This window comes from Lysinibacillus sp. NPDC097868 (assembly GCF_044761135.1).
GTDB lineage: Bacteria > Bacillota > Bacilli > Bacillales_A > Planococcaceae > Lysinibacillus.
Window position 1 is genome coordinate 1 of sequence record NZ_JBIWBS010000006.1, and the last position, 19,142, is coordinate 19,142.

The following is a 19,142-nucleotide window of genomic DNA, read 5'->3' on the forward strand; positions in this document are numbered from 1 at the left end:
GTCACACCCGTTCCCATACCGAACACGGAAGTTAAGCTCTTTAGCGCCGATGGTAGTTGGGGGCTTCCCCCTGTGAGAGTAGGACGTCGCTAGGCAATAAAAAAAGCCAAGGATATATTCCTTGGCTTTTTTGTTTTTTCAATTTTTTTAGAATGTAATAACAATATATGAAAAACGAGGATAACTTCTGGTGTTGTTTACACACTTTTGAATTATTGCAGCGTTAGTAATTGTTACATTTTCGTGCATTCTGGATGTGTCAAATCGGGTATAATGGAGTACAAGTAAGGAAGAATAAAAATGACAAACGATTGGAAGGAAGAACAGTTTGGGGAAAAAGCAAATTTGGTATGAAGTAGAAGAAAATGAAACAATTGATCAATGTTTAGAAAGAATGCGCCAGGATGGCTATATAGCGATGGGACGGAAAGAAGAACCTGTCTTCCATCTAGTGAATGGTGAACCAACGTATTTACGTCAAAAAATACAATTTAAAGCGATGTTGTGTCAAGATTCTGAATAAATACGACTTAAAACCGAACAATATTTAATACCTAAAATAAATTGTTCGCATTTTAGCATTGACGTCAGTGTTTGCAATTGTTAAAATGTGATAAGGAAAACAATTAAATCCCCATATATGCTAGAGGATTGGCTCTAGTGTCTCTACCCGGCACCGTAAATGCTGGACTATGCGGGAAAGCAACTTTTGGCATGTTACGGGAAGGTGTGTGTACAGATGTCTAAATCTGCATATTCTTTTCATAATAAGTCCTCAAGTAAGCTGCTTTCACGTGTATTGTAGAGAGTAGCTTATTTGAGGATTTTCTTTGTTCAAAAAGTAAAGAAATGCAGTGACTATTGAATAATAGAGGCTTGCACAATAATCGATCATTTTTCTATCGTTTAAAAGGAGCGACAATTCATGAATCCGAAAATCGGTGTCATTATGGGTAGTTCAAGTGACTGGGAAACTATGAAACATGCGTGTGATATTTTAGATGAATTACAAGTACCGTACGAGAAAAAAGTAGTATCTGCACATCGTACTCCTGATTTAATGTTTGAGTACGCAGAGGCAGCACGTGGGCGAGGTATTCATGTGATTATTGCTGGTGCTGGTGGTGCAGCGCATTTACCGGGTATGGTAGCAGCTAAAACAACATTACCTGTCATTGGGGTGCCTGTACAATCTCGTGCACTTAATGGTCTTGATTCACTCTTATCGATTGTACAAATGCCAGGTGGTGTACCTGTAGCAACTGTGGCAATTGGAAAAGCAGGTGCAACAAATGCTGGATTACTTGCAGCGCAAATTTTGTCGACAACAGACGTAGAGCTTGCTAATAAACTAGATGCTAGACGCGAGGCGACGAAGCAACAAGTATTGGAAAGCACAGGTGACTTAGTGTGACAAAAATTATTTATCCTGGACAAACGATAGGAATTATCGGAGGAGGACAGCTTGGCCGTATGATGGCACTAGCAGCTAAGGAAGCAGGCTTTAAAATAGCTGTTCTTGAACCGACAATGGATTCACCATGTGGACAGGTTGCAGACATTCGAATTGTGGCACCTTACGATGATGAGGCCGCACTCGAGGAACTTGCCGAAGTCAGTGACGTTATTACGTATGAGTTTGAAAATATCGATTACGAAGGCTTAAAACGTTTAACTCAAATGGCTTATGTACCACAAGGAGCAGAATTAGTACGCATTACACAAAACCGAGTGACTGAGAAGGAAGCAATCGTTAAAGCAGGTTGTCCCGTAGCTCCTTATATCGTAGCCAATACATATGAGGAGTTAGTAGCTAGCATTGACCAGATCAACTACCCATGTATCGTAAAAACTGCAAGAGGTGGCTATGATGGCAAAGGGCAGCAACTTCTAAATTCAGCAGCAGATTTACCATTGGCAAAAGGGCTTTTTGCTCATTCACAATGTATTGCTGAAGGTTTCGTACCTTTTGTGAAAGAAGTATCAGTTATTGTACAACGAAACGGTGATGGCGAATTATATTGTCAGCCAGTTGGTGAAAACATTCATGTTCATCATATTTTACACGAAACAATTGTACCAGCTCGTATCCAAGAGGCGACAGCACAGGTTGCTGAACAAGAGGCTATAAAAATAGCTGATTACTTAAATCTAGTAGGGACGCTGGCAGTAGAAATGTTTGTTTTAGAAAATGGCGACATTATTATTAATGAACTAGCACCGAGACCTCATAATTCTGGTCACTATTCGATAGAGGCATGTAATATATCACAATTCCATCAGCATATCCGTGCTATTTGTGGTTGGCCACTGCGTAAACCACAACTTTGGGCGCCATCTATAATGGTGAATGTATTAGGGCAGCATGTTATGCCACTTAGTAACTCAATTGCAAAATATCCTGAATGGTCATTACATCTTTATGGGAAAGCTGAAGCTAAGGTGAACCGTAAAATGGGCCACGTAACGATTATGACAAAAGACTTAGAAGCAACACTACAACAAATCGAGAGTTCTGGCATTTGGTCAGAATAGAAGGAGATAAGCGATGATTGAACGTTACACAAGACCTGAGATGGGTGCAATTTGGACAGAACAAAATAAATACCAAGCTTGGCTAGAGGTTGAAATTTTAGCATGTGAGGCTTGGGCAGAAATTGGCGATATTCCAAAAGAAGATGTAGCTAAAATTCGTGAAAATGCTTCATTTGATGTAAATCGTATTTTAGAAATTGAGAAAGAGACAAGACACGATGTGGTTGCCTTTACACGTGCTGTATCTGAAACACTCGGCGAAGAACGTAAATGGGTGCACTACGGTTTAACTTCAACAGACGTTGTGGACACAGCCCTTTCTTACGTAATTAAACAAGCAAATAATATTTTAAGAAAAGATATTGTGAATTTTATTGATATTATTGCGGCAAAAGCAAAAGAGCATAAGCATACCGTTATGATGGGCCGTACACATGGCGTGCACGCTGAACCAACAACATTCGGTTTGAAATTAGGCTTATGGTACGAAGAGATGAAGCGTAACTTAGAACGCTTTGATGCAGCTGTAGCTGTGATTGAAACAGGTAAGATGTCTGGCGCAGTTGGCACGTATGCAAATATTGACCCACGAGTTGAACAATATGTTTGTGATAAATTAGGGCTTGCAGCATCGCCAATTTCTACGCAAACATTACAGCGTGATCGACATGCACAATATTTAGGTGCTCTTGCATTAATTGCAACATCAATCGAAAAGTTCGCAACTGAAATTCGTGGTTTGCAAAAATCTGAAACGAGAGAAGTAGAAGAAGCCTTTGCGAAAGGGCAAAAGGGTTCATCTGCTATGCCACATAAACGTAATCCAATCGGCTCTGAGAACATGGTTGGTATGTCACGTTTAATGCGTGGTTACATGGTGACAGCTTATGAAAACGTAGCGTTATGGCATGAGCGTGATATTTCACATTCATCTGCTGAGCGTGTTATTTTACCGGATGCGACAATCACATTGAACTATATGTTAAATCGCTTCGGTAATATCGTAAAAAATTTAACAGTATTCCCTGAAAACATGAAACGTAATATGGGTCGAACATTTGGGCTGATTTACTCTCAACGCATTTTATTAGCACTAATCGATAAAGGATTAGTACGTGAAGAAGCTTATGATACAGTTCAGCCATTAGCGATGCAGGCGTGGGACGAGCAAGTACAATTCCGTACGTTAGTTGATGGAAGTGAAAAAATCACTTCATACTTAACGAAAGAAGAGTTAGATGAGTGCTTTGATTACAACTACCACTTACAGCATGTAGATATGATTTTTGAACGTCTTGGACTTAACTAACCGTATTGAAATGATAGACAGTTAGTGCCACGACGGATGTTACGGGTTTTGAATCTTATCCCAGATTCAAAATCCATAACATCAATACGTCGAGGCGTATTTCATAATAATCTGGGGGAATGACGAAATGACGAAAGACCAACTTTTGTATGAAGGTAAAGCCAAAAAATTATATGCAACAGAAGAGCCTACTATACTATTAGTAGAATACAAGGATAGTGCAACTGCATTTAATGGTGAGAAAAAAGAAGAGATTGAAGGCAAAGGCGTGTTAAATAACCGCATTACTTCCTTAATTTTCGAAAAATTAAAAGCTAACGGAATTGCGTCACATTTCGTAAAACAATTGTCTGCTACGGAACAACTAGTGAAAAAGGTTGATATTATTCCAATTGAGGTTGTCGTACGTAACATTGCGGCAGGTAGCTTAGCAAAACGTCTTGGCTTTGAAGAAGGCACACCATTAAAACGCCCAATCGTTGAATTTTATTATAAGGATGATGCGTTAGGCGATCCATTTATTACAACGGAGCATATTGATGTACTTGACTTAGCAACAGCAGAAGAAGTAACAGCTATGTATGAAGGTGCATTAGCAGTTAATAAAGTACTGCAACCGATTTTCGCTGATGTAGATGTCACGCTAATTGACTTCAAACTGGAATTTGGACGGGACACAAACGGAGATGTCCTATTGGCAGATGAAATTTCACCAGATACGTGCAGACTATGGGATACAAAAACAAAGCAAAAGTTGGACAAAGATGTCTTTCGTCGAGACCTTGGCAATTTAACTGAAGTATATACTATTATTCTTTCTAGACTCGGAGGCAAATAACAATGAAAAAAGTTAAAATTTACGTAACATTACGTGAGAGTATTCTAGATCCACAAGGTTCAGCAGTACAAGGTTCTTTAGCAAAAATGGGCTATGGTGAAGTAGAAGATTTACGTATCGGTAAATATCTTGAACTAACTGTCGGAGATTCAGCGCGTGATATAGATACTCTAGTTAAAGAAATGTGTGAAAAAGTTTTAACGAATGTAGTAATTGAGGACTACCGTTACGAAGTCGAGGAGGCTAACTAATCATGAAATTCGCAGTACTCGTATTCCCTGGGTCAAACTGTGACATCGATATGTATCATGCGATTAAAGACGAACTAGGTGAAGAAGTAGAATATGTATGGCACACAGAATCAGATTTAAGTGGCTTTGACGGTATTTTAGTACCTGGAGGTTTCTCTTATGGCGACTACTTGCGTTGTGGCGCTATGGCAAACCAATCAAACATTATGGCTGAAGTTAAAAAAGCAGCAGATGCCGGTAAGCCCGTATTAGGCGTTTGTAACGGGTTCCAAATTCTTACTGAGGCAGGGTTATTGCCAGGTGCTTTACTTCGCAATAAAAATCTTAAATTCATGTGTCGTACAATCCAGCTTAAAGTTGAAAACAACAATACATTATTCACAAATCAATATGAGCAAGGTCAAGTAATTAATATTCCAATCGCACACGGTGAAGGCAACTACTACTGTGACGAGGAAACATTACAAAAACTAAAAGATAACAATCAAATCGTGTTCACATACTCAGGAGAAAATCCAAACGGTTCTTTAGAAGATATCGCAGGGATTATTAACGAGCGCGGAAATGTATTAGGAATGATGCCTCACCCAGAAAGAGCTGTCGATGCACTAGTGGGCGGAGCAGACGGTCTAGCAGTATTTAAATCAATTGTGAAGCAGTGGAGGGAAAATCATGTCAACAACTAAGTTTGAGCCAACAGCACAGCAAATTAAAGATGAAAAGCTATACGCTGGAATGGGGATGTCAGACGAAGAATTTGCAATGGTAGAAGGTATTTTAGGCCGTCTACCAAACTGGACAGAGACAGGTCTTTTCTCAGTAATGTGGTCTGAACACTGCTCATACAAAAATTCGAAACCAGTTTTAAGTAAATTCCCTACAAAGGGACCACAAGTATTACAAGGTCCTGGTGAAGGTGCAGGTATTGTAGACATTGGTGACGAGCAAGCAGTTGTATTTAAAATGGAATCACATAACCATCCTTCAGCAATCGAGCCTTATCAAGGTGCAGCAACAGGTGTAGGCGGCATTATTCGTGACGTATTCTCAATGGGTGCGCGTCCAATCGCGATGCTAAATTCACTACGCTTTGGTGAGTTGAAATCAGCACGTGGTAAATATTTATTTGAAGAAGTTGTTGCAGGTATTGCTGGATATGGTAACTGTATTGGGATTCCAACTGTTGGTGGCGAAATTCAATTCGACCCTTGCTACGAAGGAAATCCACTAGTGAACGCAATGTGTGTTGGTTTAATTGACCACAAAGATATACAACGCGGTATTGCCGCAGGTGTAGGAAATACAGTTATGTACGTAGGTGCAAAAACTGGTCGTGATGGAATTCATGGTGCGACATTTGCATCTGAAGAATTAACAGAGGAATCAGAAAATCAACGTCCAGCTGTGCAAGTAGGGGACCCATTTATGGAAAAACTACTACTTGAGGCTTGCTTAGAAGTTGTAAAATCTGATGCTCTAGTTGGTATTCAGGATATGGGTGCTGCGGGTCTTACTTCTTCTTCAGCAGAGATGGCTTCTAAAGCTGGATCTGGTGTAGAGATGAACCTAGATTTAGTACCTCAACGTGAAACAGGCATGACTGCTTACGAGATGATGCTATCCGAGTCTCAAGAGCGTATGTTATTAGTTGTGAAAAAAGGTCGCGAAGATGAAATTAAAGCGATATTCGATAAATATGATTTAGATGCAGTAGCTATTGGTGTCGTTACAGACGATAAAATGCTTCGTTTACTTCACAACGGTGAAGTTGTAGCGAATGTACCAGCAGATGCACTTGCAGAAGATGCGCCAGTTTACCATAAGCCATCTGCTGAGCCTGCATACTATGCAGAATTCCAAGCAATGGACAACGCTGAGCCAGCTATAACAGATTACAAAGAAACATTAAACGCACTTTTAAAAGCACCTACAATTGCTTCAAAAGAATGGGTTTATGATCAATACGATTACCAAGTACGTACGTCAACAGTTGTGGCACCTGGTTCAGATGCTGCAGTTATCCGTGTGCGTGGTACGAACAAAGGTCTTGCGATGACAACAGACTGTAACTCTCGCTACATTTATCTTGACCCTGAAGTGGGCGGTGCCATTGCAGTAGCAGAAGCGGCTCGTAACATCGTGGCAACGGGTGGTACACCACTTGCAATAACAGACTGCTTAAACTTCGGTAATCCAGAGAAACCAGAAATCTTCTGGCAAATTGAAAAATCTGCTGATGGTATTTCTGCTGCTTGTACAGCATTAAATGCACCAGTAATCGGTGGTAACGTATCACTTTACAATGAACGTTCAGGAGAAGCTGTTTATCCAACACCAACAATTGGTATGGTAGGACTAATAGAAGATTTAGCACATGTAACAACGCAAGATGTAAAAGCGGCTGGTGATGTCGTATTCGTTATTGGTGAAACAAAAACTGAATTCGGTGGCTCTGAGCTTCAAAAATTATTAAATAATGGTGTAATCTCAGGAAAAGCACCAGCTATAGACTTAGAGGTGGAGGCAGCCCGCCAACAAGCATTGCTGAAAGCGATTAAAGCGGGACTTGTACAATCTGCTCATGACGTAGCAGAGGGTGGACTTGCTGTAGCACTTGCAGAAACTACTTTTGGTGCGCCAGGCCTTGGTATTGATGTAACTTTAACAGGTTCTGCAACAACGGCTCTATTCAGTGAAACACAATCCCGTTTTGTTGTAACTGTCAAAGAAGAAAATGCAGCTGCATTTGTAGAAATAGTAGAAGGTGCACTAAAAATCGGTGTCGTAACGAACGATGCGCTTGTTAAAATCAACGGGGACAACGGTGTGCTGGTAGAAGGTACAGTGGAGGAATTCCGTTCTAATTGGAAAGGAGCAATCCCATGCTTGCTGAACTCAGAGGCTTAAACGAAGAATGTGGGGTGTTTGGTATTTGGGGCAATCCAAATCCAGCACACCTTAGTTATTACGGGCTTCATGCTCTTCAACACCGTGGACAAGAAGGTGCTGGTATCGTCGTTTCTGACGGTCTTCACCTTCGCGCGGTGAAAGGCGAAGGATTAGTGAATGATGTTTTCAATGAAGAGAAGTTAAAGGCAGTGGACGGAAAAGCGGCTATTGCGCATGTTCGTTATACGACTGCTGGTGGTGGCGGTATCGAAAATGTACAGCCATTACTATTTCATTCATCTACAGGTAGCCTTTCAATTGCTCATAACGGTAACTTAGTCAATGCGACACACTTAAAGCAATATCTAGAGCGTCAAGGTAGTATTTTTCACTCTAGCTCAGATACAGAAGTGTTAGCGCATCTTATTAAGAAAAGCTCGCATTCACCATTCCGAGCGAAGGTGAAAAATGCCCTTTCATTACTAAAGGGTGCGTATTCGTTCTTAATTATGACAAAAGATGAAATGCTTGTTGCACGTGATCCACATGGTTTACGTCCATTATCTCTTGGAAAACTAGGAGATGGTTGGGTTGTTGCTTCTGAAACTTGTGCGTTTGATTTAATAGGGGCAGAGTTTGTTCGTTCTGTGGAACCAGGGGAATTATTAATTATAAACGATGAGGGCGTAAAATCTGACCGTTTTGCTAATATGGAAAATCGCGCAATGTGTGCGATGGAATATGTATACTTAGCACGTCCAGATTCTGATATTGACGGTATTAATGTGCATATGGCACGTAAACGTATGGGGAAACAACTCGCACGTGAATGTGCACATATTGAAGCGGATGTGGTAACAGGTGTACCAGATTCAAGTATTTCTGCAGCAATTGGCTTTGCTGAAGAAAGCGGTATTCCATATGAGTTAGGTTTAATTAAAAATCGTTATGTTGGCCGTACGTTTATTCAACCGACGCAAGAATTACGTGAACGCGGTGTAAAAATGAAGCTTTCACCTGTTGTTCAAGTTGTCAAAGGAAAACGGGTTGTGATGGTAGATGATTCGATTGTTCGCGGTACAACATCACGTCGAATTGTCAAAATGCTAAAAGATGCAGGTGCAGCAGAGGTGCATGTAGTGATTTCTTCTCCACCAATGACTGACCCTTGTTATTACGGTATTGATACTTCGACACATGAAGAGTTAATTGCTTCAAGTCATAATGTGGATGAAATACGAGATACCATTGGTGCTGATTCACTAACATTCCTTTCAGTTGAAGGTATGGTAGAAACGATAGCACGTCCATTTGAGGATGAGAACAAAGGTCTTTGCCTAGCATGCTTTACAAGCAAATACCCAACTGAAATTTTCCCAGATACAATCTTACCACATGAAAAAGAGCTTTTACGCTAAGTGGATGTTAATGGATGAATCCTTGTCGGACTGCCCACAGTTATTTGGTGGGTATCCGCTGAAGGTGAAATTACATTGAGTAAGGATTACTATTCCTCGCTGAATGTTGAACATGCACATATCCTCTACTTTTAAAAGTAATGGACTGCTGCGTAAATAATTTAAAGGAGGATTTCTGCATGTCAAAGGCATATGAACAAGCAGGTGTAAATATTGAAGCGGGCTACGAAGCTGTAAAACGAATGAAATCTCACGTTGAACGTACGAATCGACTAGGTGTGATGGGTACGTTTGGTGGCTTTGGTGGTATGTTTGACTTGTCAGAACTAAATCTTAAAGAACCTGTTCTCATTTCAGGTACAGATGGTGTTGGGACAAAATTAAAATTAGCATTCATGGTAGACAAGCACGATACAATTGGCGTGGACTGTGTTGCTATGTGTGTAAACGATATCGTAGCGCAAGGTGCAGAGCCACTTTACTTTTTAGATTATGTGGCACTTGGTAAAGCAGAACCAGCAAAAATCGAACAAATCGTGAAAGGTGTTGCAGATGGCTGTGTACAATCTGGTGCTGCCTTAATCGGTGGTGAGACTGCTGAGATGCCTGGCCTTTATGAAGAAGATGAATATGATTTAGCAGGATTCGCTGTAGGTGCTTGTGAAAAATCAGCAATCGTAACTGGTGAAAATATCGTCGAAGGTGACGTGCTTGTTGGATTAGCTTCAAGTGGTGTCCATTCAAACGGCTATTCATTAGTACGTAAAATTGTTTTTGCTGACAATGGCTATGCAGTAGACGCAGTTGTTGAAGGCTTCGAAGATTTAGGTCCAATTGGTGAAGCTCTTCTAGTACCGACTAAGTTATATGCAAAACCAGTACTTGCAGCATTAAAAGCAGCTGACGTGCATGGTTGCGCACACGTAACAGGTGGCGGCTTCTATGAAAACCTTCCACGAATGATGCCAGAGGGCTTAGCAACAGAAATTGACTTAGGTTCTTGGCCAGTTCTTCGTATTTTCGAATTTTTAAAGGAAAAAGGTCAGCTGGAGGACAAAGATTTATACAATGTTTTCAATATGGGTATTGGTTTCGTATTGGCTGTACCCGCTGCAGAGGCAGATAAAGTAATTGCGACAGCACAAGCGAATGGTGAAAAAGCGTACAAAATCGGTCGCGTTGTGAAAGGCGAGGGTGTTGTATTTAACGGCTCACATGATGGGAGTTTAGTGTAATGACTGCACCAGTTAAAATTGCCGTATTTGCTTCAGGGAGCGGCAGTAATTTTCAAGCTATACAAGAAGCCATTGAACGTGGAGAACTACAAGCAAAGGTTGAGCTTGTTGTAACAGATAAGCCTACTTCATTTGTCATTACACGTGCTAAACAATTTGGCATCCCAGTGCTAGCTTTGAGCCCAAAACAATTTGCCTCGAAATTAGAATATGAAACTGCTATTATTGAAGCTTTACGTGAATGTGGTGTGCAGTGGATTGTACTTGCAGGGTATATGCGTTTAATTAGTGAAGTGCTATTGGCGGCATATCCACAGCGTATCGTTAATATCCACCCTTCACTATTGCCATCCTTCCCAGGAAAAGATGCGATTGGCCAAGCAATAGAGCACGGTGTTAAGGTGACAGGTGTTACGGTGCACTTTGTGGATGAAGGCATGGATACAGGGCCTATTATTGCACAAGCTGCTGTTGAAGTTATCGAAGGGAATCGCGAGGCAACTGAAACTGCTATTCATAAAGAAGAACATGTACTATATACAAAGGCATTACAGCAATTATTAAAGTAGATTGGTAGGTAGTTAGGTCTTGCTTATTGTAACGGGAAACGCTAATTACTCCCGTAAGATTCGATCAATTCATGATGAACTCCGCTCAAGTAGAACGAGTCGTTCAATTAGCACCTAACACCGCTAAATCAAATTGGCTAGACATTTTCGTGGCTAAACACGAGACAAATTAGGAGGATTTCGTTGTGACAAAACGTGCATTAATCAGTGTTTCCAATAAAGATGGTATTTTAGAATTTGCAAAAGAATTAGTGGCATTAGGTTATGAAATTTTATCAACTGGTGGTACAAAAAAAATGTTACAGGACAATGATGTCGCAGTAACAGCAGTGGATGAAGTAACAAAATTCCCAGAAATTTTAGATGGTCGTGTGAAAACTTTAAATCCAATGATTCACGGTGGACTATTAGGGAAATTTGATGATGCTTCTCATCAAGCACAAATGAATGAGCACGGCATTGAACCAATTGAAATTGTATGTGTTAATCTTTATCCGTTCGTTGAAACAATTTCAAAGCCTAATGTAACATGGGATGATGCCATCGAGAATATTGATATTGGTGGGCCAACTATGCTACGTTCTGCTGCTAAAAACCATCAATACGTAACAGTTATTGTAGATAGCAATGACTATGCGCAAGTTTTAGAAGAACTGAAAGCAACTGGCGCTACAACAATTGAAACACGTCGTAAGCTAGCGGCAAAAGTCTTCCGTCACACAGCAGCTTATGATTCTTATATTTCGAATCATTTAACTGAAGAAGCATTCCCTGAAAGCTTAACGCTTACTTACGAGTTAAAACAAAACTTACGTTATGGCGAAAATCCTCACCAAAAAGCAGCCTTTTATCAAAAACGCCTTGGGTCCGATTTCTCATTAGCGTATGCAACGCAACTGCACGGAAAAGAATTATCATATAATAACATTCAAGATGGGAACGCGGCACTTCAAATCGTAAAAGAGTTTGAAATGCCTGCAGCCGTTGCTGTGAAGCATATGAATCCTTGTGGTGTTGGTACAGGCGTAACATTAGAAGAAGCTTTTGATAAAGCATATGCAGCTGATTCTACGTCAATTTTCGGTGGTATTATTGCATTGAATCTGGAAGTAGATGCGGCTACTGCAGAAAAGTTAAGCCATATTTTCTTAGAAATTATTATTGCACCTGCTTTCTCTCAAGAAGCATTAGATATTTTAACACAAAAGAAAAATATTCGATTACTAACAATTCCGTTTGAACAAGCAAAAAAAGATCAATTTAACGTTGTCTCTGTTGAAGGTGGTTTACTTGTACAAGAGCCAGATAGCTATGGCTTTGCAGATGCTGACATTAAAGTAGTGACAGACAGAGAACCGACTGAGGAAGAATGGGAAGCATTACAACTTGGCTGGTCTGTAGTTAAACATGTGAAATCAAATGCAATCGTTGTAACAGATTCGCAAATGACTTTAGGTGTTGGTGCTGGCCAAATGAACCGAGTAGGTGCTGCGAAAATTGCCTTCGAGCAAGCGGGTGATAAGGCGAAAGGTGCTTCACTAGCATCTGATGCATTCTTCCCAATGAGTGATACTGTGGAGGCCGCGTATGCGGCAGGTATTACAGCAATTATTCAACCAGGTGGCTCTATTAAAGACCAAGATTCAATTGATAAAGCAAATGAATACGGCATTGCTATGGTGTTTACAGGTGTACGTCACTTCAAGCATTAATCGATAAGCAATTATAAACCAATAGAAAAAACAAAGGGTCTGTCCTAATAGAAAAAATAGTATACTGGACGTGTTTCTAGTATGCTATTTTTTCATATCCAATTTCAAGTCGACTAAAGTAGAAGAAGCACAAGATAGTAAGAAGCGCTAAACAGCAAGTAACCAATGCTGTGCCGCGGAAAGCGAAGTGGACTTTTCTAGAAAGAAGTGTGGAGCGATTTAGGAGACAGTCCTTACCTTTAATGAGGAGGATTCACTAATTATGAACGTATTAGTAATAGGAAGTGGCGGTCGTGAGCATGCAATTGCCAAACAATTTAGCATTTCTCCGTCCGTAGAAAAAGTATTCGTTGCGCCAGGTAACGACGGTATGCGAGAAGATGTAGAGGTCGTTGCTATTGATACAATGGATTTTGCAGGTCTTGCACAATTTGCTAAAGAAAATGCAGTAGATTTAACATTTGTTGGTCCAGAGCAACCACTAGCAGAAGGAATTGTAGATTTCTTTACACATCGTGGTCTACGCGTATTTGGTCCGACGAAGGCAGCAGCACAAATTGAAAGTAGCAAATCATATGCAAAAGATATTATGAATAAATATAATATCCCCACAGCAACCCACGAGACGTTCACAGAAGCAGAACTAGCGATTAACTATATTAAAGCACAAGGAGCACCAATCGTTATTAAAGCAGACGGCTTAGCAGCTGGTAAAGGTGTTGTTGTAGCGATGACGGAAGAAGAAGCGATTGAAGCAGTGCAAGATATGATTGGTAATCAACGTTTCGGTGAATCTTCATCTCGTGTTGTCATTGAAGAATTCCTTGATGGTGAAGAGTTCTCCTTTATGTCATTTGTTCACAAGGGTCAAATTTATCCTATGGTCATTGCACAAGATCATAAACGTGCATATGACGGCGATAAAGGACCAAATACTGGTGGAATGGGTGCATATTCACCTGTACCACAAATTTCACAGGATGTAGTTGATGTAGCGTATCAGACTGTTGTTGAACCTACTGTTAAAGGCATGGAAGCAGATGGGGTATCCTTTACTGGGATTTTATATGCAGGTCTTATTTTAACAAAAAGTGGTCCTAAAGTAATCGAGTTCAATGCTCGTTTTGGTGACCCAGAAACACAGGTCGTATTACCACGCATGAAATCGGATTTCGGTGCGTTTATGAGCGCACTAATGGATGAAAAACCATTTGATTTGCAATGGTCAAACGAAGCTATGTTAGGTGTTGTCATTGCTGCTGAAGGCTATCCTGGTGATGTAGTAAAAGGAAATGCCTTACCGAACTTAGAAGCATTATCTGCATCACATGCAGTCTACCATGCAGGTACGAAGCTTGTAGATGGAAAGTTTGTAGGGAATGGTGGGCGAGTTTTACTTGTTGCTGCTAAAGCATCTTCTCTACAGGAAGCACAAGAAAAAGTTTATGCTGGTATCGCAACAGCAGAATGGGATAATTTTTTCTACCGCAAAGATATCGGCTGGCGTACATTTAAATAACAGTTTTACCTGAAATAATTATTTTTCATAGACATATCATTTCTCTAAAAAAGTAAGGAGCCGTCTCATGTTGATTGAGACGGCTTCTTTGACTAAGAAGGATTTTGTGCTTTATTTGTAGAATTTTTACTATCCGAGGAATTTTGTGTTGAAGTGCTGGTGTCAGATGAATTAAAACTTGCTGTCATTTCTGACGAATTTCCAGTAATAGCAGAGGAGAAATCCTTCATAAGTTTACTGATTTGTTCAGAAGACATAGAATTTTGTTCAGAAGACATAGAATTTTGCCCACTGAACATACTTTGCATAGAGGTGTTCATGGCATTTTCCACATTTGTGTTCAACATTGCCTTCGAAGGACAATATTTAAAAATACCTTCAGCCATTTTCATGGCTCCTAATGCAATCATAAGTCGTCCTTTCATACAGCTAGGATTTCTAGATACCTTAGCGATACCAAACGCCGTCATACTTGTCCCAAGGGCAAAGCGGCAAAAGGCATTTTTATCACTTAGATTTGCTTGTTGCATCATATAATTTCCTCCTTTAGTCATAGTGGAAAAAATAAAGCGGGGTGCACTTTGCTTTATGAAAGTGCTGTGTTACGATTGAAACAAGATGATTGCATAAAGCAGCATTATTTTATCGTCTTTTAGTAGATAAAATAAAAGAAGATATGTGGCACGGATTTTGAAAGGCATCAAATAATAAGTCCTATTCAAAATGCGAATCATTACGCAAAAGGCGCAATGAATACAAATAAGCGTTTATGCAATAGTAGTATGTGAATTCAAGTAGGATTTACACAATGAAATTTTACGCAAATTAGGAAGGAGCGATTTACATGGATTCGACATGGAGAATTTCGCAATTGCGTCAACATATAGCTGTCATAGATGGCAAAAAAGCGCCTAATATTGTCTTGAAAAATGCACGTTATTTACATAGCATGTTAAAGCAATGGGTGGTAGGAAACATTTGGATTTCAGGAGACCGTATTGTTTATGCGGGGGACAGAATGCCTCCTTTAATAGAAGGCACAGAAATTGTTGATTGTACAAATAAAACGATTGTTCCAGGATATATTGAACCTCATGTTCATCCGTTCCAGTTGTACCATCCACAGTCCTTTGCTGATTTTTGTGGGCAACTAGGTACTACCGCTTTTATCTCAGATAATTTAAGTTTTGTATTATCTTTAGAGAATAAGAAAGCGTTTTCAATATTAGATGAGTTGAAGAAGTTACCGTTCGCTTTTTATTGGTGGACGCGGTTTGACTCACAGACTGAAATGGAACAGGAAGAGGAGATTTTTTCAAATACTTCTATTTTAGAATGGTTACAACGTGATGATGTATTGTTAGGTGGCGAGCTAACTGGTTGGCCAAAATTATTGCATGGTGATGATTTAATGCTGTATCGCATGCAAATGGCCAAGGCGCATGGCAAAAAGATTGAAGGCCACTTCCCAGGTGCTTCAGAGCGTACTCTAGCGCGTATGAAATTACTTGGTGCAGATGGCGACCATGAAGCGATGACGGTGGAAGAAGTAGAGCGACGAATTATGCAAGGATTTGCAGTAACGCTTCGTCATTCTTCTATTCGCCCTGATTTACCGAATCTATTAAAAGGAATCGTAGAAAAACAACTACCTATTTTCGACCATTTAATGATGACAACTGATGGCTCAACGCCTTCATTCCATCAAGATGGTGTAATGGATAAATGCATTCAGGTCGCTTTAGATGCAGGCGTCTCACCAATAGATGCCTACCAAATGGCATCATATAATGTTGCGCGTTATTACAATATGTCAAACTTACATGGCTTTATTGCGACGGGTCGCTTTGCCTCTCTTAATATTTTGCAAGATGAATGGCATCCAGTCCCAGAAAGTGTACTGTCAAAAGGTGTTTGGTTAAAACGTGATGGCGCACGTGTGCATCGCTTTAATGCAATCGACTATAAAGCAATTCCATCATTCGAATTGGATTTTTCACTAACTTCCCATGACTTCCAATTCTCCATGCCATTTGGGATTGAATTAGTAAATGATGTTATTACGAAACCTTATAATTCGTTAATCACTAGAGAAGGACAGCTTGCAAACCATGATGAAAGCTATTTAATGCTCATTAACCGAAGTGGAAACTGGCATGTTAATACGATGATTAAAGGATTTGCAACAAATGTTCAAGGCTTTGCATCGTCATATTCAAATACTGGGGATATTTTGCTTATCGGGAAAAATAAAGACGATATGCTTAAAGCGTTTGAAGAGATGAAGGCTATGCGTGGAGGTATTGTCCTTGTAGAAAAAGGAGAAGTTGTAGCATCCGTTCCGTTAGCAATTGGTGGTCTTCTATATCAAGGCGACGTGGAGGAGCTTACAGTAAAAGAGCTTGCCTTAAAGCAAGCATTAGCAGAACGTGGCTATCGTCTAGGCGACGCTATTTATACTTTACTATTTTTACAATCTACGCATTTACCGTATATTCGAATTACACCTAAAGGGATTTTTGATGTAATGAAGAATAAATTATTATTACCTGCAGTTATGCGTTAAGTGTAGTAGCACATTTTTTGTAGCGCCAGAGCAGTAGCATACACTTTTACATCGAGGCGGTATTGACTAAAGGAGAGTAATGCAAGTGTTGAAATCAAAGAAACTATTAGTTGGCCTAGCATTTAGCGCCTTGTTTATCGGCGGATGTTCTAAAGATGCCTCTGAACAAGAAGAGGACGTAACTAAAGTAGATGATGAACCAGCTATTGAAGAGCCTGTGAAGGAAGAGACAATTTTGGCCCCATTAACGGGAGAGGCTGTCAAAGAAGAAGTGACACAGCGTCCAATTATTGTGACTGTTAACAATCATCCTGCTGCTCGTCCTCAATCAGGATTGGCAGCAGCAGATATTATTTACGAAATGCTAGCAGAAGGAAATGTCACTCGCTTCCTAGCCGTCTATCAAAGCGAATTACCAGAAAATATTGGACCGGTCAGAAGTGCTCGTTCTTATTTTATTGATATGGCAAAGAGCTTTGGTGCATTTTATGTAGCACACGGCTATAGTCCAGAGGCGAAAACGATGCTTAGCAATAATGTTGTTGATAATATTAATGGAATGAACTATGATGGCACACTATTTAAACGTTCTAACGATCGTGTAGCCCCACATAATTCCTATATCACTTCTGAAAATATATTAAATGGCGCTGAAAAAGTAGGCGCTTCAATGAATTACAGTGAAAAAGTGCATCAGGCTTTTTATGAACCCGATGAACGTGGTAAAATAGGCGTTGAAACAAGTCAAGTTGACATTTACTATGGGAATAGTAATTCTTTCCACAACACGTATGTATATGATCATCAAACAAATCGTTATGGACGACAATCGGCAGGCGTTGAAACAAAGGATATGTTAACAGGTGAAGCATTAACATTTGCAAATGTTTTATTTTTTGAAATGAAGCATCAAACAATTGATGATGTAGGTCGCCAAGATATTGATTTAACCTCTGGTGGAAATGCGTATGTATTTCAAAATGGTTATTTAAGAGAAGTAAAATGGGCTAATATCGATGGATTACCAACGGCTGTCGAAGAGACTGGTGAACTTGTGAAGCTAGTTCCAGGAAAGACATGGGTTCATTTCGTACCAGCTTCACCAGGGTTAGAAGCAATGGTGAAAACGCAGCCTTAAGAGGGAGGAAAACTGCATGCAAATCGAAAAAATTCGAGGGCATCAAACAGATCAGTTATTTAAAGCAGTATTAGAACTGAAGGACATTGAAGAATGCTATAAATTTTTTGATGATTTATGTACGATTAGTGAGATTCAATCGCTAGCACAACGATTTGAGGTAGCGCATTTATTACGTTTAAAGAAAACCTATGAATCCATTAAAAAGGAGACTGGGGCAAGTACAGCAACGATTTCTCGTGTACGTCGATGCTTTGATTATGGAAATGATACATATGATGAAATGTTAGGTCGTTTGTATCCAGATGAAAAGCCATTCCAAGCACCAAAAGAATAGTAGATAAGAGGCTGGGTAGAGTTTCTGCTCAGCTTTTTTATTTTTTTGTCGAGAGTCATAAGCTATACTTGTAAACGAGTAGATAGAAAATGATAGGTGGTAAAATAGATGGATTATTTACAGTGGAGACATGTGTTCAAGCTAGATCCAGCAAAGGATATATCGGATGAAGCATTAGAAAAAATTTGTGAATCTGGAACAGATGTCATTTTAGTTGGTGGAACAGATGGGGTAACATTAGATAGTGTATTAGATTTACTTGTCCGAGTTCGTCGCTTTGAAGTACCAATAGCGCTGGAAATTTCAACGATTGATTCAGTAACACCTGGCTATGATTATTATTTCATTCCAACAGTGTTAAATAGTGATGATCCGAAATGGATTAAAAATTTGCACCATGAGGCGATTAAAGAATACGGAGATATCATGGTGTGGGATGAGTTAGTCGCTGAAGGTTATTGTATTTTAAATCCAAATTGTAAAGTTGCAGAAGTAACACAAGCAAAGACAGATTTATCAGTAGATGATGTTGTTGCCTATGCACGCATGGCTGAAAATTTCTTTAAGCTACCTGTATTTTATTTAGAATATAGCGGTGAATATGGCGACATTGAAATGGTACGTGCTGTAAAAAATGAATTGCAAAATACAAAGCTATTTTACGGAGGTGGCATCACTTCTACAAAGCAAGCTGCAGAAATGGCACAGTTTGCTGATACGGTCGTTGTAGGGAATATTATTTATGAAGATTTAAAAGCTGCACTTGCGACTGTTAAGGCAGTAAAAAATGCGATATAATTAGGAACAAATGTTTGTAAGGTGGTGC

At 39.8% G+C, this 19,142-nt stretch carries 18 protein-coding genes, 1 rRNA gene and 1 riboswitch; of the genes, 18 read left to right on the forward strand and 1 reads right to left on the reverse strand.

The window, feature by feature from the left end:
• The 14 genes from rrf to purD form a co-directional block, all read left to right on the forward strand.
• Positions 1-95 (forward strand): 5S ribosomal RNA (gene rrf, locus ACIQXJ_RS21625); the annotation flags it as partial.
• 233 nt (positions 96-328) lie between these two features.
• Positions 329-523, forward strand: a complete 195-nt coding sequence (locus tag ACIQXJ_RS21630) for an NETI motif-containing protein (RefSeq protein WP_401013466.1) — start codon at positions 329-331, stop codon at positions 521-523.
• A gap of 91 nt (positions 524-614) precedes the next feature.
• Positions 615-713: riboswitch (purine riboswitch) on the forward strand.
• 212 nt (positions 714-925) lie between these two features.
• Entirely contained in the window at positions 926-1,414 is a 489-nt protein-coding gene (purE, locus tag ACIQXJ_RS21635) for a 5-(carboxyamino)imidazole ribonucleotide mutase (RefSeq protein ID WP_401013469.1), read from the forward strand.
• Positions 1,411-2,535: a 5-(carboxyamino)imidazole ribonucleotide synthase gene (gene purK / locus ACIQXJ_RS21640; RefSeq protein WP_403057510.1), complete on the forward strand. Its 1,125-nt coding sequence runs from the start codon at positions 1,411-1,413 to the stop codon at positions 2,533-2,535. Before purE ends, purK begins: the two co-directional genes overlap by 4 nt.
• A gap of 13 nt (positions 2,536-2,548) precedes the next feature.
• Positions 2,549-3,844, forward strand: coding sequence for an adenylosuccinate lyase (purB, locus tag ACIQXJ_RS21645; RefSeq protein WP_403057513.1), 1,296 nt, complete (start codon positions 2,549-2,551; stop codon positions 3,842-3,844).
• Between the two features lie 127 nt (positions 3,845-3,971).
• On the forward strand, positions 3,972-4,682 hold the full coding sequence (gene purC, locus ACIQXJ_RS21650; RefSeq protein ID WP_403057516.1) for a phosphoribosylaminoimidazolesuccinocarboxamide synthase: 711 nt from the start codon (positions 3,972-3,974) through the stop codon (positions 4,680-4,682).
• A 2-nt stretch (positions 4,683-4,684) separates the two neighbouring features.
• On the forward strand, positions 4,685-4,933 hold the full coding sequence (purS, locus tag ACIQXJ_RS21655; RefSeq protein ID WP_024364458.1) for a phosphoribosylformylglycinamidine synthase subunit PurS: 249 nt from the start codon (positions 4,685-4,687) through the stop codon (positions 4,931-4,933).
• 2 nt (positions 4,934-4,935) lie between these two features.
• Positions 4,936-5,619 (forward strand): phosphoribosylformylglycinamidine synthase subunit PurQ, encoded by a 684-nt coding sequence (purQ, locus tag ACIQXJ_RS21660; protein ID WP_340822209.1) that lies wholly within the window; start codon positions 4,936-4,938, stop codon positions 5,617-5,619.
• Positions 5,606-7,840 carry a phosphoribosylformylglycinamidine synthase subunit PurL gene (purL, locus tag ACIQXJ_RS21665; protein WP_403057519.1) on the forward strand — a complete coding sequence of 745 codons (2,235 nt, stop codon included), beginning with the start codon at positions 5,606-5,608 and terminating at the stop codon, positions 7,838-7,840. Before purQ ends, purL begins: the two co-directional genes overlap by 14 nt.
• Entirely contained in the window at positions 7,816-9,240 is a 1,425-nt protein-coding gene (gene purF / locus ACIQXJ_RS21670) for an amidophosphoribosyltransferase (protein WP_403057522.1), read from the forward strand. Before purL ends, purF begins: the two co-directional genes overlap by 25 nt.
• Before the next feature lie 179 nt (positions 9,241-9,419).
• Positions 9,420-10,475, forward strand: coding sequence for a phosphoribosylformylglycinamidine cyclo-ligase (gene purM / locus ACIQXJ_RS21675; RefSeq protein WP_403057525.1), 1,056 nt, complete (start codon positions 9,420-9,422; stop codon positions 10,473-10,475).
• The gene (gene purN / locus ACIQXJ_RS21680) at positions 10,475-11,044 is read left to right on the forward strand and encodes a phosphoribosylglycinamide formyltransferase (RefSeq protein WP_403057528.1); all 570 of its coding nucleotides are present in this window, start codon (positions 10,475-10,477) and stop codon (positions 11,042-11,044) included. Before purM ends, purN begins: the two co-directional genes overlap by 1 nt.
• A gap of 185 nt (positions 11,045-11,229) precedes the next feature.
• Positions 11,230-12,756, forward strand: a complete 1,527-nt coding sequence (gene purH / locus ACIQXJ_RS21685; RefSeq protein WP_403057531.1) for a bifunctional phosphoribosylaminoimidazolecarboxamide formyltransferase/IMP cyclohydrolase — start codon at positions 11,230-11,232, stop codon at positions 12,754-12,756.
• A 262-nt stretch (positions 12,757-13,018) separates the two neighbouring features.
• A complete protein-coding gene (gene purD, locus ACIQXJ_RS21690) occupies positions 13,019-14,275 on the forward strand; it encodes a phosphoribosylamine--glycine ligase (RefSeq protein ID WP_403057534.1) in 1,257 nt (418 codons plus the stop codon).
• A 92-nt stretch (positions 14,276-14,367) separates the two neighbouring features.
• Here the strand turns inward: purD and ACIQXJ_RS21695 are convergent, their stop codons facing one another.
• The gene (locus tag ACIQXJ_RS21695; RefSeq protein ID WP_401013495.1) at positions 14,368-14,808 is read right to left on the reverse strand and encodes a hypothetical protein; all 441 of its coding nucleotides are present in this window, start codon (positions 14,806-14,808) and stop codon (positions 14,368-14,370) included.
• Between the two features lie 311 nt (positions 14,809-15,119).
• Here ACIQXJ_RS21695 and ACIQXJ_RS21700 point away from each other — a divergent pair, with 311 nt between their 5' ends.
• The 4 genes from ACIQXJ_RS21700 (at position 15,120) to pcrB (ending at position 19,114) form a co-directional block, all read left to right on the forward strand.
• Complete coding sequence (locus tag ACIQXJ_RS21700) at positions 15,120-16,841, forward strand: adenine deaminase C-terminal domain-containing protein (RefSeq protein ID WP_403057537.1); 1,722 nt, start codon at positions 15,120-15,122, stop codon at positions 16,839-16,841.
• Between the two features lie 85 nt (positions 16,842-16,926).
• Positions 16,927-17,979: a DUF3048 domain-containing protein gene (locus ACIQXJ_RS21705; protein ID WP_403057540.1), complete on the forward strand. Its 1,053-nt coding sequence runs from the start codon at positions 16,927-16,929 to the stop codon at positions 17,977-17,979.
• Between the two features lie 16 nt (positions 17,980-17,995).
• Positions 17,996-18,316: a YerC/YecD family TrpR-related protein gene (locus ACIQXJ_RS21710; RefSeq protein WP_004225717.1), complete on the forward strand. Its 321-nt coding sequence runs from the start codon at positions 17,996-17,998 to the stop codon at positions 18,314-18,316.
• 108 nt (positions 18,317-18,424) lie between these two features.
• On the forward strand, positions 18,425-19,114 hold the full coding sequence (pcrB, locus tag ACIQXJ_RS21715; RefSeq protein WP_403057543.1) for a heptaprenylglyceryl phosphate synthase: 690 nt from the start codon (positions 18,425-18,427) through the stop codon (positions 19,112-19,114).
• The last annotated feature ends 28 nt before the right edge of the window (positions 19,115-19,142 follow it).